Origin of the sequence: Hippea sp. KM1 (genome assembly GCF_000526195.1) — a bacterium.
Classification (GTDB): Bacteria; Campylobacterota_A; Desulfurellia; order Desulfurellales; family Hippeaceae; genus Hippea.
Genome location: NZ_JAFP01000001.1, coordinates 1,218,884 through 1,234,289 on the forward strand (window position 1 = coordinate 1,218,884; position 15,406 = coordinate 1,234,289).

At 42.5% G+C, this 15,406-nt stretch carries 17 protein-coding genes and 1 tRNA gene; 6 read left to right on the top strand and 12 right to left on the bottom strand.

From position 1 onward, the window contains the following. Positions 1-54: 54 nt before the first annotated feature. From smpB to D891_RS0106225, 7 genes are all read right to left on the bottom strand, one after another. Positions 55-501 (bottom strand): SsrA-binding protein SmpB, encoded by a 447-nt coding sequence (smpB, locus tag D891_RS0106195; protein ID WP_025270259.1) that lies wholly within the window; start codon positions 499-501, stop codon positions 55-57. Continuing rightward, positions 498-2,663, bottom strand: a complete 2,166-nt coding sequence (locus D891_RS09215; protein ID WP_025270260.1) for a type IV pilus secretin PilQ — start codon at positions 2,661-2,663, stop codon at positions 498-500. Before D891_RS09215 ends, smpB begins: the two co-directional genes overlap by 4 nt. A gap of 11 nt (positions 2,664-2,674) precedes the next feature. Then, positions 2,675-3,088 (bottom strand): hypothetical protein, encoded by a 414-nt coding sequence (locus D891_RS0106205; protein WP_025270261.1) that lies wholly within the window; start codon positions 3,086-3,088, stop codon positions 2,675-2,677. Next, a complete protein-coding gene (locus D891_RS0106210; protein WP_025270262.1) occupies positions 3,085-3,627 on the bottom strand; it encodes a type 4a pilus biogenesis protein PilO in 543 nt (180 codons plus the stop codon). Before D891_RS0106210 ends, D891_RS0106205 begins: the two co-directional genes overlap by 4 nt. 4 nt (positions 3,628-3,631) lie before the next feature. Further along, entirely contained in the window at positions 3,632-4,228 is a 597-nt protein-coding gene (locus tag D891_RS0106215; RefSeq protein WP_025270263.1) for a PilN domain-containing protein, read from the bottom strand. After that, positions 4,225-5,277: a type IV pilus assembly protein PilM gene (pilM, locus tag D891_RS0106220; RefSeq protein WP_025270264.1), complete on the bottom strand. Its 1,053-nt coding sequence runs from the start codon at positions 5,275-5,277 to the stop codon at positions 4,225-4,227. Before pilM ends, D891_RS0106215 begins: the two co-directional genes overlap by 4 nt. A 184-nt stretch (positions 5,278-5,461) precedes the next feature. Further along, positions 5,462-6,337: a hypothetical protein gene (locus D891_RS0106225; RefSeq protein WP_025270265.1), complete on the bottom strand. Its 876-nt coding sequence runs from the start codon at positions 6,335-6,337 to the stop codon at positions 5,462-5,464. Positions 6,338-6,483: 146 nt separating this feature from the next. On the opposite strand from D891_RS0106225, the gene D891_RS0106230 reads away from it, so the two are divergent. The 6 genes from D891_RS0106230 (at position 6,484) to D891_RS0106255 (ending at position 11,318) form a co-directional block, all read left to right on the top strand. Further along, positions 6,484-6,559: transfer RNA gene (locus D891_RS0106230), tRNA-Ala, on the top strand. Positions 6,560-6,578: 19 nt separating this feature from the next. Continuing rightward, positions 6,579-8,090: a threonine ammonia-lyase, biosynthetic gene (ilvA, locus tag D891_RS0106235; protein ID WP_025270266.1), complete on the top strand. Its 1,512-nt coding sequence runs from the start codon at positions 6,579-6,581 to the stop codon at positions 8,088-8,090. A 68-nt stretch (positions 8,091-8,158) separates the two neighbouring features. Beyond that, entirely contained in the window at positions 8,159-8,419 is a 261-nt protein-coding gene (locus tag D891_RS0106240) for a glutaredoxin family protein (protein ID WP_025270267.1), read from the top strand. Between the two features lie 4 nt (positions 8,420-8,423). Further along, the gene (locus tag D891_RS0106245) at positions 8,424-9,725 is read left to right on the top strand and encodes a phenylacetate--CoA ligase family protein (protein ID WP_025270268.1); all 1,302 of its coding nucleotides are present in this window, start codon (positions 8,424-8,426) and stop codon (positions 9,723-9,725) included. Positions 9,726-9,734: 9 nt separating this feature from the next. Next, positions 9,735-10,169 carry an ACT domain-containing protein gene (locus D891_RS0106250; RefSeq protein ID WP_025270269.1) on the top strand — a complete coding sequence of 145 codons (435 nt, stop codon included), beginning with the start codon at positions 9,735-9,737 and terminating at the stop codon, positions 10,167-10,169. Positions 10,170-10,187: 18 nt separating this feature from the next. Then, positions 10,188-11,318 carry an ABC transporter substrate-binding protein gene (locus D891_RS0106255; RefSeq protein ID WP_025270270.1) on the top strand — a complete coding sequence of 377 codons (1,131 nt, stop codon included), beginning with the start codon at positions 10,188-10,190 and terminating at the stop codon, positions 11,316-11,318. Here D891_RS0106255 and D891_RS0106260 read toward each other — a convergent pair. From D891_RS0106260 to fliG, 5 genes are read right to left on the bottom strand one after another with little or no spacing between them, the layout of a single operon-like run. After that, a complete protein-coding gene (locus D891_RS0106260; protein WP_025270271.1) occupies positions 11,305-11,907 on the bottom strand; it encodes a MotE family protein in 603 nt (200 codons plus the stop codon). The genes D891_RS0106255 and D891_RS0106260 overlap by 14 nt on opposite strands. Further along, positions 11,870-12,322, bottom strand: a complete 453-nt coding sequence (locus D891_RS0106265; protein ID WP_025270272.1) for a flagellar FliJ family protein — start codon at positions 12,320-12,322, stop codon at positions 11,870-11,872. The genes D891_RS0106260 and D891_RS0106265 overlap by 38 nt, the downstream gene beginning before the upstream one ends. Further along, on the bottom strand, positions 12,322-13,626 hold the full coding sequence (fliI, locus tag D891_RS0106270; protein WP_025270273.1) for a flagellar protein export ATPase FliI: 1,305 nt from the start codon (positions 13,624-13,626) through the stop codon (positions 12,322-12,324). Before fliI ends, D891_RS0106265 begins: the two co-directional genes overlap by 1 nt. Next, complete coding sequence (locus D891_RS0106275; protein ID WP_025270274.1) at positions 13,619-14,371, bottom strand: FliH/SctL family protein; 753 nt, start codon at positions 14,369-14,371, stop codon at positions 13,619-13,621. Before D891_RS0106275 ends, fliI begins: the two co-directional genes overlap by 8 nt. Beyond that, a complete protein-coding gene (fliG, locus tag D891_RS0106280) occupies positions 14,372-15,400 on the bottom strand; it encodes a flagellar motor switch protein FliG (RefSeq protein WP_025270275.1) in 1,029 nt (342 codons plus the stop codon). Positions 15,401-15,406: the final 6 nt, after the last annotated feature.

Here is a 15,406-nt window from a genome sequence, read left to right on the forward strand (position 1 = left end):
CCTTCCAACAAAAATCCCTTTATTTTACCTATTGAATTCTATATTTCAAATGAATTATTTAAAACGGGCCAATTCTCTTTCTGCTTCCCTGGCCAAATCCCTCTCTTTTATATCCTTCCTTTTATCATATAGCTTTTTCCCCTTGGCCAGGGCAAGCTCCATCTTTATCCTTCCATTTTTGGAGTAAACCCTCAACGGTATGAGTGTAAGCCCCTTCTCCTTGACCTTTCCTATAAGCTTTCTGATCTGATATTTATGAAGAAGGAGCTTCTTTTTCCTGTAAGGATCGTGATTGGTGTGCTTTGAGGCAAACTTATACGGACTTATGTGAAAATTGTTGACCCACACCTCGCCGTTTTTGATCTCTGCATAGCTATCCTTTAGGTTGGCAGAGCCCATTCTTATGGATTTAACCTCACTACCCTTAAGCTCAAGGCCCGCCTCATAAGTCTCTAAGATCTCATAATCATGACGGGCCTTGCGATTTACTATCTCTCTCATTCCTTAATTATATGAGGCGTTACGAATATATAGAGTTCTCTTTGTGGGTTATATATCCTTTTTGTCTTAAACAACCAACCCAACAGAGGTATTCTCATTAAACCGGGTACGCCTCCAACCGTTTTTTCTGTCGTGCTCTGCATTAATCCGCCTATTACTACTGTTTGGCCATCCTTGAGTATAACGGTAGACTCAACCGAGTTGGTGTTAATAGGGGGTTCGCCTCCAACGCTATGAGCATAATCGGGTGAATTTTTCGTTATTGTAAGCTTCAGTATAACCTGATTATTTCTTGTGATATGCGGTGTAACATCCAAAGACAGGGTGGCATCCTTAAAGCTAGTGCTCGTTGCACCACTCGAACCAGCGCTCTCCTGATACGGTATCTGCTGACCACTGCTAATTATGGCATGCTCATTATCCAAAGTAATAACCTTAGGTGTTGACAGAACCTTGCTATAGCCCTCAAGCTCACCCATAGTTAATTTCAAATCTAAATTATAATTTGCAATAACATTTCCAACAGCCAAACTAACCGTTGATGTTGGAGCATCACTTAAACTGGCAGGAAGATTAACAACAAAATTATCATTAGAGAAGGATTCTGTTGGGGGTAATCCATTGCTAACATCAACAGGAGAGGATGTCCCTCCTATGCCTATAAATGTTTTAGAGTGATTGATATCTTGATTAAAATAATTACCTCCCCACTGAATACCAAGCTGTCTTTCATAAGATTTACTTATCTCCACAATCCTGGCATCTATTTCAACCGCCCTCTTCTTTTGATCTATTATTTTTACGATTTTCTCTATCTTGGCTATATTCTCCTTTGTATCATGACAAATCAGGGCGTTGTTTTTAACATCTGAAACAATAAACCCGCCATTGTTTGCATTCTTGGCATTTCCTGTATTGTAAAGCAGCTTGTTAATTATATTAATAGCATAATCTGGGGTTATGTAATTCAGATTAATCACCTTTGTTATGGCACTTTTAATCCTCTCAAGCCTCTCCTTATCTTTTATAGCCTTAATCTCCTCCTGCTTCTGCTTCTGATACCTTGAGGCGGTGGTTATGACAACCACATTACCCTTGCGATCTGCAACAAGCCCTTCCTGTTGCAGGATCAAATCCATCGCCTGATTTAGTGGAACATCCTTTAGTTTCATAGTAAGCGTGCCTTTTACATCATCGCCCACTATGATGTTAAGACCACTTATCTGGGCAAAAACCCTGAATATGTCTTTAAGCTGGGCATCCCTTACATCAAAGGAGATGAGTTTATCCTCCGGGAATATCTTATTTGAACCCTCATCCACCAGGCTGCTTGAAGATTTAGAACCCGTTTTTGGTTTGTCAGGCACAGCAGATGCCAATTTCTCAGTTCCTTTAAGTGGGAAGATTATGTATATATGCCTCTTATCGGCATAGAATTTTTTAAGTTGAGCCCCTTTTTTCAGAGAGATTAAACACCTAACCATATCACCCTTCTGCAGGGTAATAATGGAGTTTACATTGTCGGAGAGGGATTTAAGATCCTGTGATTTCAAAGCAGCAGGTGAGGCTTTTGCATTCTTTACATCCACATAGAGCAGATGGTCGCCCTCTTTTAAATAAAACAACGGCTTGTTTTCTGTCAGTAAAACCACCATCTCGTAAGTCTTAAACCTTCTGTAAGATATACGCTCAATCTTATTAAGCTTTACAGCTTTATTCTGTTTTATCTGTCTGGCCTCATTTTTGGCAACTTTAGCCCTATAGTTTAAAATTAGAGATTTATCGTCTTTTTTAACCCTACATGCGGGCTTCGTATTTTTTGGAAACTCCACACATATTCTTAAGAATTTTCCCTGCTTTTTAACCTCTTTTTCCTTCTTGTCGTTGTGGTATGCAATCCTAACCTTTAGATCGCCCTCTTTGTAAACCCTAACTCCGGCATTCTTAAGGCAAACAGGGCACTGGCTCACCTTTAGTATATCAACAACACATCTTGGAGGGTTATCCAGGTAAAACAGCTTATAATCGACATCACCATTGAAATCCACAACGCTCGCATCACCCTTAACACTCACGCTCTTAATGTTTCCGGCTTTAGCCATAAAAGGCAGATATATGCCCACCATCATCATCACAAAAAAGAGTTTCCACACAAATCTCATAGCCCCTCTCCTTATTTACTGAGTTTTAAACTAATGGTTCTTGTGGTTCCATTGGTATTAACAGCCACAACAACCTCATTGTCCTTTACTTCCTTAATATATACATTATCCTTAATCTTATAGCCCTTGGTAACCACAACCGGAATACCCGAAGGCCCGACAATTAACGCAGCATTGAGACTGGGATCCTTGCTCGTTACTATCATTTTGACCTTCAACGATGAAGCTATAATATCCATCTCTCTCTTGATTTTCTGTTGCCTACTCAATTCTATCTTGCTTTTTCTCAACATCTCTATCTGCTTAATCTTCTTTAATTTCAACAAATCCATAAACGGATCCCTCTTAAGTGTAATCTGAAAACCATCCGCCGATGTTATAGCAAACAATATTACCATTCCAGCCAATAAGATAGACCTTTTCATCTTCCCTTACCCTTAAAATAGTATGTCTCTGCAGAAAATTTAACATCCAACAATACCTTAGAGCTGTTTATCACCTTGGGGCTGCTCAAGCTGAAGCTTTTAACCTTAAACAATCTATCCATCTTAGCCACTTTCTCAAAAACATTACCACAATTTACATATGTGCTTCTTATTCTTATATCTATCGGCTTTATATAGTAAAGCCCGCTTTTGGATTTAACGGCATTTTTTGGGTTAAAGTTCATCAAAACCACATCCTCCCTTTTAATTATGTCATTGAGCTTTACAAGTAAGGAGGGAATCTCCTCCTTCAGTGGAAGCTTCGATGAATACTTTTTAAACTCAGCCTGGGCGGTTTTGTATTCCCTTTTGAGTTTTGGCAGCTGCCTTTTGTACTTATACAGTCTTTCTATATCCCTGCTTAGCCTATCTATCTGGGCAGTAGCATCCTTATAATAAAAGTAATACCACAAACCGCCTATAAGAATAACACCAACAAGCGCAATAACCAAAGCCTTCTTAAAATCTAAATCCTTCATACCACTAACCCTTCAGTGTAACGGATATGGAAAACGAATAAACATCTATCCCACTCTTACTGTTTATCTTCCTCAAGCCGCTCCCGTCAAACCTGACCTTTTTAACATCCTTCAAAGCACCAAGCCTCATCATATAATCAGCCACAGCCTCGGGCGTAAAGCTCTTTCCCTTAATCTTAATTGTATTGCCGTTCTTAGAAACGCTAACAAGCCAAAGACTACCGCCGTATGTTTGGATAACAGCATTGGAGGCAGAATTAAAATCATCCGGTATGGTATCCGCAATCTCAGCCAAGATATGGGCGGCCTTCCCCCTGCCCTTCTCTAAAGACTTCACAGCCTTTATCATTCTCTTGACTTCCCTGATCTTCGACTGCATCATGTGAACTTCCCTTTCAAGCTTGCTCAACTTATTCCTTTCTGCTTTTAACTCATCTATCTTGTTATTAGTCATATAAGTAACAACCCCAAGGCTTGCCACCTCAACCAAAAAAACACTGCCCACAACGATGGCTGCAATTGGGATATTCAAAGAAAAATCGCTCTTCTTTTTCTGCCCCTTCTTACTATCGCCACTTTCCAACAAATTTATCTTAATCATATACCCAGACCCCTTAAAGATAATCCAGCAGCTATAGTGTAAAAAGATGCACCCTCAGAAATTACACCCCTATTCTCCAAAGAACCCTTTGAGGCAAAATTGAATGGATTGAACGATAAAATATTGGCCTTCAACAGCTCCTCTGCCAGATTAAGATTGAGTTTATCCATTAAAGCACCCAAGCAGCCAACAAAGACGATATTCTCAACATCCTCCTCAGTTTCCAATATATTTGCTTTGTAAAAGGTTAAAGAGTTCTGTATTTGTGTATAAAGTGTGATTATCTTATCATTTATAAAGTTAAAGAACCCGTATCTTTTATCCTTATCTTTATAGGAAGACTCAAATATGGAGTCTATTTCTTCCTCTTTTATATCCAAGATATTCATGGCCTCTTCTAATATGTCAGAGAAACCAAAGTCGATATATCTACTAAAAATAGGGATCTCTTTTTTTGTGAATATCAGCTTGGTGGATGTATGGCCCATATCGACAAATAGATTGTGTTTGTTAGCCTTATCCGGTTCGTTTATAAAAAACGCATTAGCCGTTGCATAGACATCAACATCGATAACCTTTAAATTCAGCTTGGCTTTTTTGAATGCAGATTTATACGATTCAACAACATCCTTTTTCGTCAGGGCAAGCAAAATGGTCATCTCTTTCTTCTCTTCGTCTCTCTCTAAAAGTTGATAGCTGGCATTGACATTCTCCATGCCAAAGGGAGCATACTGTTCTGCCTCCCACATAATGGCCTGCTCAATCTCCTCATCGGCCACAAGGGGCATTGAAAGCATCTTGCTTATAACAATAGAACTATTAAGAGAAATAGCAACATTCTTGTTCTTGATCCTGTTATCAGAAAAAACAGAGGATATAAAATCGGCAAAAAGCTCCTCCTCTATACCCTCAGCGCTAAGTATGTCATTAGGGGTTTTTTCTTTGTAGGCACCAACCAGTTCAATAACGCCTTTTTTATTTTCTAAATAAACAACCTTGGTAAAATAATGACCAACATCTATCCCTACTAAACCCTTCTTACCAAACACTGCCTTCCATTCTCCTTTATAAGGATTATCTAAAACACATTAAATTTAACCACATCCTCCACCCAATGTCAAATCCATTATAATTTAGCAAAAGTAATTCCCTTTCCATTTTTAACACTAAATCGGATGAATTTCAAAAAAATTTAGGTGGGCCTGCCAAAAAAGCAAACCCACCAAAGGCTTTTTACTTAAGCAACCCCTTTAGGGAATCATCGATTTCTCCAGGCATAGCCATATGGGCAGAAAACGCTGCCATACCGGCATCCATGAAATATAAAGACATCCTATACATCTCAGGCAATGCCTTTATCTTTCCATTGCTATAGACAACAAGCTCTATGGGGAATGCACAGAGATGGTCATGCCCGCCAATCTCGAATGCCTCTTTCTCATATTTGGAGTTGCTTACACCAACAACCGCAACATCACCGATCTTTATCTGATAAACCTTCTGCCATCCGTTCTTCTTTGCATTCAAAGCACCATCCAAAGCAGCCAACGCCTTATCCAAAGAACCGTATTTGTGACCCACCTCATAGATCGTATAAAGGCTCTGACCCATCATCTGCCAATTGCCTATTTCATCCGGATCCGTTGAATATCCAAAGTTCTTCTTCTGTGGTGTTATGCCGGCAACCTTAAGCAGTGCAGCCTCAAGTTTAGACTTAACAGCCTCTGCTGTTGATTCAAGAGAGGACTTACCCTTTGCGAATGCATCAACAAGATACACAGGGTTTGCAAACATGATATTCTCACCTGCACCGTTCTTCTGGATGCCGACCCTCAACGGTGCAGCAAAATAGGCATATTTTCCGGCCTTACCAATAGCATCAAAATACTCCTTATTCTGAACAATCAACACCGTAAGGTCAGAAATACCGCCCGGATTGTAAGATGCAACAACCTCAAACTCACCGCTCAAAGCCTTCTTCACCGACTCAACAACGGCCTGATGGCTTGAACCGGAGACGCTCCCGACAAGCTCATAGGTCGTCAATGCTGCAAAAGAAACATTGGACATGAACAACACAGCAACCACCATTAGCAGAAACTTCCTCATCCCTAAACCTCCTTTAAAAAAGTTTTTGATAGTAGGATAACTTTTAACATCTATTATTCGATGTGTCAATAATTTACTTAGGTTAGTTTTATAGCTAAGCTCTTTGTTTGACAATTGATAAATCATTTTTTATATTGGGCGTAATCGGGCGGTTAGCTCAGTTGGGAGAGCGCTACCTTCGCACGGTAGAGGTCGGGGGTTCGACTCCCCTACCGTCCACCATCTATTATAGGGGGGAGAGATGGACGATATATTCAGACTCATATTAACGGCAAGGGTTTATGATATAGTAAAGGAAACACCGCTGGATTTTGCAGTAAATCTCTCAAAGAAGCTAAACAACAGGATACTTCTAAAAAGGGAGGATCTTCAAGAGGTCTTCTCATTCAAGATTCGAGGGGCTTACAACAAGATAGTTCACTTATCAGAGGATGAAAAGAAAAAGGGTGTAATAGCCGCAAGTGCAGGCAACCACGCCCAGGGCGTTGCGCTCTCTGCCAAAAAGCTAAAGATAAAAGCAACCATCGTAATGCCAGAAACCACGCCACAAATAAAGATAGATGCCGTAAAAAGACACGGTGCTGAGGTTGTCCTAAAGGGGGATAATTACTCCGAAGCATACGAACACTGCAAGACCCTGATTAAGGAAACGGGCCTTAATTACATACCGCCATTCGACGATGAGCTGGTAATAGCAGGACAGGGAACTATAGGCCATGAGATAATAAGACAGACAACAAAAGAGGATATACATGCCGTCTTTGTGCCTGTTGGTGGTGGTGGGCTGATAGCAGGCATTGCAACTTTTATAAAAAACATATACCCCAACATAAAGGTAATAGGCGTCGAACCAATAGAAAGCAATGCCATGTATCTATCACTAAAAGAAAACCGCAGGGTTGTGCTTGATAGGGTCGGGATATTCGCAGACGGTGTGGCCGTAAAAGAGGTGGGTGAGTTAACCTTTCAGAAGGCCAAGCAGTATGTGGATGAGGTGATACTCGTCAGTGTGGATGAGATAGCATCCAGCATAAAGGACATCTATTACGATACGAGGAATATAGTCGAGCCTGCTGGCGCCTTAGCTGTTGCAGGTATAAAGAAATACATCAAGGAGCACAACACACAAAACAAGACCTTTGTCGCTATAAACTCCGGCGCAAACATGAACTTTGACAGGCTCAGCTATGTGGCAGAAAGGGCCGTGATAGGCGAGCACCAGGAGGCCCTGTATGCTGTTAAGATTCCAGAAAAACCGGGGGAGTTTAAGAAGTTCTGTCAAACGGTGGTTCAGGATAAGAATGTATCCGAATTCCACTACAGGCTTGCAAGCAGGGATGAGGCTTACATACTTGTGGGCCTGACAGTCGATTACGAAAAGGAAAATAAAGAGATACTCAAAAGGATGAAGGATGCTGGATACTACGCTATGGATGTTACCCACAACGAACTCATAAAAGACCACATAAGGTATATGATTGGCGGTAAATGCCAATTCGTAAAAAACGAGATATTTTACGATTTCAGGTTTCCGGAAAAGGCCGGCGCATTAATGAAGTTTCTAAGCAACATGAAGGAGAGGTGGAATATCTCGGCATTCCATTACAGAAGGCATGGCGGTGAGTTTGGAAGGGTGTTTATCGGTTTTGAGATTCCAGAAGGTGAAAAAGGGGAGTTTGAAAGGTTCCTAAAAAAGATAAATTACGACTATGTGGACGAAACCAAAAACATAGCATGCAGACTATTCTTGTAAGTTGACAACTCGGATGTTTAGAATAATATCCAGAATGCCTGAATTTTAAGAAAAAAGGAGGTCAGCTTATGGCAGAAAAAACACAGAAGAAACAACCAAGGGTGGTAGTATTCTCAACGCCGTCATGCCCCTGGTGCAACAGGGTGAAGGCATACCTAAAACAAAACGGCATCAAGTTTAAGGATGTGGATGTATCCAGGGACAGAAAGGCAGCCGAAGATATGGTCAGAAGAACCGGACAGACAGGCGTGCCCGTTGTTCTTATAGGATCAAGGGCCGTGGTGGGGTTTGATAAGGTTAAAATAGATAAATATCTGGGTTTGAGGTAGTGTTATGATTTATGATGACGAACTCGAAACCTTGCCAAAAGAGGTATTGGAGGCATTACAGCTAAAAAGCTTGAGAAACACCGTTGAGCGGGTTTACAACTTGGTTCCATTTTATAAGAAGAAGTTTGACGAGGCCGGCGTAAAACCGGACGATGTAAAGACATTGGACGACCTAAAGAGGCTTCCATTTACGACCAAGCAAGACTTACGAGATAACTATCCGTTTGGCCTGTTCACCATACCCCTTGAACAGGTTGTAAGGGTTCATGCATCAAGCGGAACAACGGGGAAACCCACGGTGGTCGGCTATTCAAAGAGGGATATAGAGGTATGGTCAAACCTTATGGCACGCTCGTTTGCCGCAGCGGGCGTTGAAAAGGGCGACATCATACAGAATGCATACGGATACGGTCTGTTTACCGGCGGGCTTGGCGCCCATTACGGGGGTGAGAAGCTCGGTGCCACGGTTATACCCATATCGGGCGGAAACACCAAAAAACAGATAATGATAATGAAGGATTTTGGATCAACGGTATTAACAGCCACACCGTCATACACCCTTTATCTGGCAGAAACAATCAGGGATATGGGCATAAAAAGGGATGAGTTGAAGATCAGGGTGGGCATCCTGGGTGCTGAGCCGTGGAGCGAAGAGATGCGCAACATGATAGAGGAAAAACTCAACATAGACGCCATCGACATATACGGATTGAGTGAGATTATGGGGCCTGGTGTGGCTATAGAGTGCAAAGAGGCAAAACACGGCCTCCATATCTGGGAGGATGCGTTCATTCCAGAGATAATAGACCCAGAAACGGGAGAGGTTTTACCAGACGGAGAAGAGGGGGAGTTGGTCATAACAACTATCCTAAAGGAGGCCATGCCGCTAATCCGCTACAGAACAAGGGATATAACACGCATAATAAAGGAACCGTGCATATGCGGCAGGACCCACAGACGCATTGAAAGAATAAAGGGCAGAAGCGACGACATGCTCATCATAAGGGGAGTAAACATCTTCCCAAGCCAAATCGAGGCACTCTTAATGGAAACAGAAGGTGTGGAGCCGCATTATCAGTTAATAGTCGATAGGATAAACAACTTAGATACATTGGAGGTCAAGGTCGAGGTCAGCGAAAAGTTGTTCTCCGATGAGATAAAGCATCTGCAAAGGCTCAAGGAGAGGATAGAAAAAGACATCAAAGACCTATACGGTATAACGGTAAAGGTAACCCTAACAGAGCCCAAGAGCTTGCAGAGGTTTGAGGGCAAGGCAAAAAGGGTCATAGATAAAAGGAATATTTAGGAGAGGGATATGAAAAGAATCAGACAGATTTCGGTGTTTGTTGAAAATAGGCCAGGCAGGCTATTGGAGGTTGTGGAACTATTAGGAATGCACAACATAAACATAAAGGCCCTCTCTTTAGCAGACTCAAGCGATTTCGGCATAGTGAGGCTTGTTGTTAAAGGGACCGATGAGGCAATAAAGGTATTGAGGGATAACGGCTTTACAATCAGTGAAACAAACATCATAGCCTGCATGATAGACGACAAACCCGGTGCACTGGCCAAAATCCTAAGAACACTGGCAGACAACCAGATAAACATCGAATACATGTACGGCTTTGCATCACCCATTCAGGGAAAGGCCGTTATGGTATTCAAATTCTCAGAACTGGATAAGGCAGAAAGGATACTCCAGGAAAACGGCGTCCAAACACTGACTCAGGAAGAGATTAGAGAGATTTAATTAAACAAAGGGGGGAGTATGAAGAGGCTATTTACTTTAATTGTTGTTCTTGTTGTATTGATAGGATCGGCATCATTTGCAAAACAGATCAAGATAGGGGCATTGGTCTCAATCACAGGGCCAACATCGTTTTTGGGTCAGCCTGAAAAAAACACGCTGGAGATGCTGGTTGAACAGATCAATAAAAACGGCGGCATAAACGGAAACAAGATAAAGCTCATTGTCTATGACACAAAGGGAGAGCCGGCAAAAACGGTGGTTCTTGCAAGAAAACTCATATACTCCGATAGGGTTTCGGCCATTATTGGACCAACAAGGAGCGGCTCAACCCTGGCCATAATCCCGTTGGTGGAAAGGGTCAGGATTCCCTTAATATCTATGGCATCAAGCTATAAGATAACAACACCCACAAAGAGATGGGTATTCAAAACGGCACCGTCTGATAGCTTAGCCGTTGAGAGGCTTTACAGCTATCTAAGGGATAAAAACATAAGCAAAATAGCCATACTTACAGCAGAAACAGGATTCGGTGAAAGTGGAAGGGAAGAGCTTAAAAAATTGGCATCCAAATACAACATAGAGATACTGGCGGATGAGACATTTGCCGCCACAGACACAAACATGACGCCTCAGCTTATTAAGATAAAAAACATCAAGGGTGTTGAAGCTATTGTATGCTGGGGGACAAACCCAGGGCCAGCATCTGTGGCAAAGAACGCCAAGGAGCTTGGCATAAAGATACCGTTATTCATGAGCCACGGCGTTGCATCCAAGAGGTTTATACAGCTTGCAGGTGATGCAGCAGAAGGGATAATCCTGCCTGTGGGCAAACTACTTGTCGCAGAACAACTGCCAAAAACAGATCCCCAGAGGGATGTGCTTTTGTCTTACAAGGCGATGTATGAGAAGAAATTTGGGCCGGTATCCACATTTGGTGGTCATGCATACGATGCGATTATGATGCTGAAAGAGGCCCTAAAGAAAGCCCATACGAGATCTCAAATCAGGGATGAGCTGGAAAAAATAAGGCATTTTGTGGGTATAACCGGCGTGTTTAGCTACTCAAAAGACAATCATGCAGGATTAAATCCAAGCGACTTCTGTATCGTAAGGATAGAAAACGGCAACTGGAAGCTTATTGCTTATTAACCTTTAAGCTGTCCTTCTTAAGAAGGTATTTCTGAAAGATGGTTGCAGCCTTCTTGGGCTGCATCTTTGAGATTATCGCACCCGCCTGTCGTGGCCGCATAAACACCAAGATCTGTGCGGCCACATCCTCATTCATTTGGGAGAGCTCCTCTGCGGCCGCCTGGGGTTTGGCAGCCGAGTATATCTGAGCAAGCTTCTTTATCTTCTCATCCGCAATCTGTTTCTGCAAACCCTCAAGCTCCTTCTGCTTCTTGCTAAGATAATCCTCAACCTGCTTTTTTATGTTTGCAAAATAGTCATCGGCCTCTTTTTTCTTCTTCTTGGCATATTCGTCAGCTTCCTTCTTCGTGTTCTTGGCATACTGCTCTATCTCCTTCTTCTTCTGTTCTATCTCCTTTTCCTGTTTATCCAGTTGAGCCTTTAGCTTTTCAAGCTTTGCTATCTTCTTATCAATAAGCTGCTGTAAGCTCTTTAGCTCATTGATCTTTTCAACTATGCTGCTTAGCTGCTGGGTATCCTTTCCATAGGAAGCAGAAGAAAAAAGCAGTATGCTAATTATTAGAAATCCTGCTAACAGCGACCTTAACATTGGCAACCTCATCTAAAAACTTAACCTCTTCCCTAAGGCTTGATACCCTGTATTCCTCCCTGGCCTTCTCCTTTAGCTTCTCAAGCTTCTTCTTCTCCTTAAGCAGATTCTCAGCCTCCTTAACATACTCCTGTTTCATTTTTTCCAATGCCTCTATCTGCTGCCTTGTTAAATCAATGGCATTAAGCGTTTTTTCTATATTTTCGTTTAAAAACATAACCATATTCCTGTCTATCTCATCAGCCTCCAATACCTCAAATAGCCTCTTCTTTCTGCCTTCGTTTTCAAGAAGAAGCCTTGATAGCTTCTCTTTCTTTGAGTTTATCTCTTTCTCAATAAGTGCTATCTGAACCCTCTTTTCATCCAACAATCTGCTTTTGATCTTCAGAAGCTTCTCAAACTTAAACGCAAACATCAATCAAATATCCTTCTCATCAGGTTCAAGGTATCCTCAAAGGAATAACTCTCATCAACCCCTTGAGCCAAAAACCCCTCAATCCTGTCTATATACTTTATAGCCTCGTCTATATCCTTATTGCTCCCCTTCACATAAGCACCGATATTGATTAAATCCTCTGCATCGGCGTATACGGATAGAACCCTTCTTATTCTCAATGCCAACTCCTTATGCTGTTGTGAGGCTATGGAGTTCATCAGTCTGGATATACTCTTTAGGACATCTATAGCCGGATACCTTCCCCTTTCTGCTATCTTCCTGGATAGAACAATATGGCCATCGAGTATCGAACGTGACGCATCGGCTATAGGCTCCATAAGGTCATCACCATCGACCAATACCGTATAGATGGCTGTGATAGATCCCGTATTGAAATTACCGGCCCTTTCCATAAGACGGGGCAGAAGCGTAAATACACTGGGCGTATAACCCTTTGTGGTGGGTGGCTCGCCAACGGCCAGCCCAATCTCTCTCTGCGCCATGGCAAATCTGGTCACCGAATCCATCATAAGCATAACATCGGCGCCCTTATCCTTAAAAAACTCCGCAATGGATGTGGCCACAAATGCACCCTCCCTCCTTAGAAGCGGAGCCTCATCGCTTGTTGCCACCACAACCACGCTCTTTTTAAGCCCCTCCTCCTTCAAATCCCTCTCTATAAACTCACGCACCTCTCTGCCACGCTCACCAATTAAGGCAATAACATTCACATCGGCAGAGCTATTCCTTGCTATCATACCAAGCAGCGTGCTTTTACCCACACCACTGCCTGCGAATATACCAACCCTCTGACCCTTTCCCAGACTAAGAAGCCCATCAATGGCCTTTACACCCACAGATAGAGGCTGATCTATAATCTTTCTTTCAAGCGGAGGCACGGGTTTGGGATAAACAGGATAATACTCATCAACCCGAATGGGTCCTTTGGAATCAATAGGCCTGCCCAAGGCGTTGACAACCCTGCCCAATAGCCCATCACTCACAGGGACACTCAAACCCCTTCCTTCTGACTTAACCAGGCTGTGCGATTTTATACCATCAAGAACGCCAAGCGGCATCAATACAACGCCGTCCTCATCAAAACCCACAACCTCTGAGTCGATCCAGCCCTCATCCGTTTCTATCTTGCACACATCGCCTATCTTCACATTCTTAGGCCCTGTTGATTTTATTGTAATGCCTGCAACCTTTTTTATCCTGCCGTATGTGACTATTAGATTGGAACTGTCTATCGCCTTCTTTAGCTTCAGTATATTACTCATTTACCATCGAGTTTTTTATTTGCTTAAGTTTTGTATCAACACTGGCATCTATAACATTGCCGTTTTCTTCCTCTATAATCAATGAGCCCTTGGGTAAGCTGTCATCCTCAACAACCTCAACGGTTTTGCTCTCATCCAGATTGACCCCTTTGACAAACTGGGCATCCTCAGGATTAAGCTTAACCTTTAGTTTTTTTGTCTCTGCTAACCCCAAAGCCTCCCTAACCATGTTTTTAATCACATCCCTATCTGAGTCAAGCTCCTTGGCTATAACCTTCTTTGCTATATTCAAAACCATATCGGTGGCCACATTCTCCAATTCCTCGTATTTTTTGGATATCTCCTCGGCCGTCTTTATGAGTTTTTCTATGGCCTGCTGCATCTTCGATGTGTAATCGGCTATGGTTTTATCAAATACGCCCTTTGCATCCTCAAGCCCTTTCTGATAACCCTCTTTATAGCCTAACTCAAACCCTTCCTTCTTGGCCTGCTCCTTTATGAGTTGGGCCTGTTTTAAGGCCTCCTGCTTGGTGGTCTCTATGATAGCCTCAAGCTCCTTCTTTATGGCCTCCTTATCCAGCACAAAGTTGTTCTGGTTATCCTTTTGGGCTTGTTCATCCTGTTGCCTTTCTTCTTTTGTCTTATCCTCTTGTTTATCGTTGTTGTCCTTCTGCTCTTCTATCTCGCACTTATCGTTTTCAGAATCGAAATCCTCAAATACATACTCCTCTATTTGCAAAGGCATTTAGGCCAATACCTCCTCTCCACCGCCACCAATGGAGATAACGCCCTCTTCGTCTAACTTGCGAACCACATCCACGATGACCTTCTGCGCCCTCTCAACATCCTTAACCTTAACAGCGCCCAGGAACTCAAGCTCCTCTTTGAGTGTCTCTGCCGCCCTTGAAGACATATTCTTGAAGAATTTATCCTTAAGCTCATCGGATGCACCCTTAAGCGCCATAACAAGATCCTTCTTATCCACATGCTTAAGCAGCTCCTGGATATCCTGATCGCTGAGCTTAATAATATCCTCAAATACGAACATCATATCCCTGATCTGGCTTGCAAGATCCGGATTGTGTTCGGCTATAGCATCTATCAAGGCCTTGGACTCCACCCTGCCCATGCGGTTGATAATCTCTGAAACCTTCCTGACGCCGCCAAGCTCAATATTGGAACCACTAACATTCTCAAGCTTACTTTCCAGTATTTCAGAAACATGCTTAATAACCGTAGGCGATACATTCTCAAGCGATGCCATCCTCAAAGTCACATCGGCCTGAAGCTCCTTGGGCAGAAGGGATAACACCTCTGCCGCCGTTGATTGGTCTAAATGGGCCAGGATTATGGCTATCGTCTGGGGATGCTCATTCTGTATAAACTTAACAAGCTGCTTTGGGTCTATGTTCTCAAGGTAATCAAACCCATAACTCGACTCCATCATCTTTATAAGCTTATCTATGATGCGTTGAGCCTCCTCAGGCCCCAATGTCTTAACCAGGATCTCCTTTGCATACTCAAGGCCGCCCACACTCATAAACTCCTTGGCCTTGAGCATCTTGTAAAACTCATCAACCACCTGCCTCATTATCTTTGGATCAACCATCTTCATAAAGGCAATCTCTTTCGATATGGCCTCGATGTCCGATTTAGGCAGGTAAGAAAGCACCTTTGCAGATAGATTATCCCCCAATACAATGGTAAGGATAGCAGCCTTCTGATGCGGGGTTAAATCATCTATACTATTGATATCTGCAGCTGTTTTAGCCATAACGCA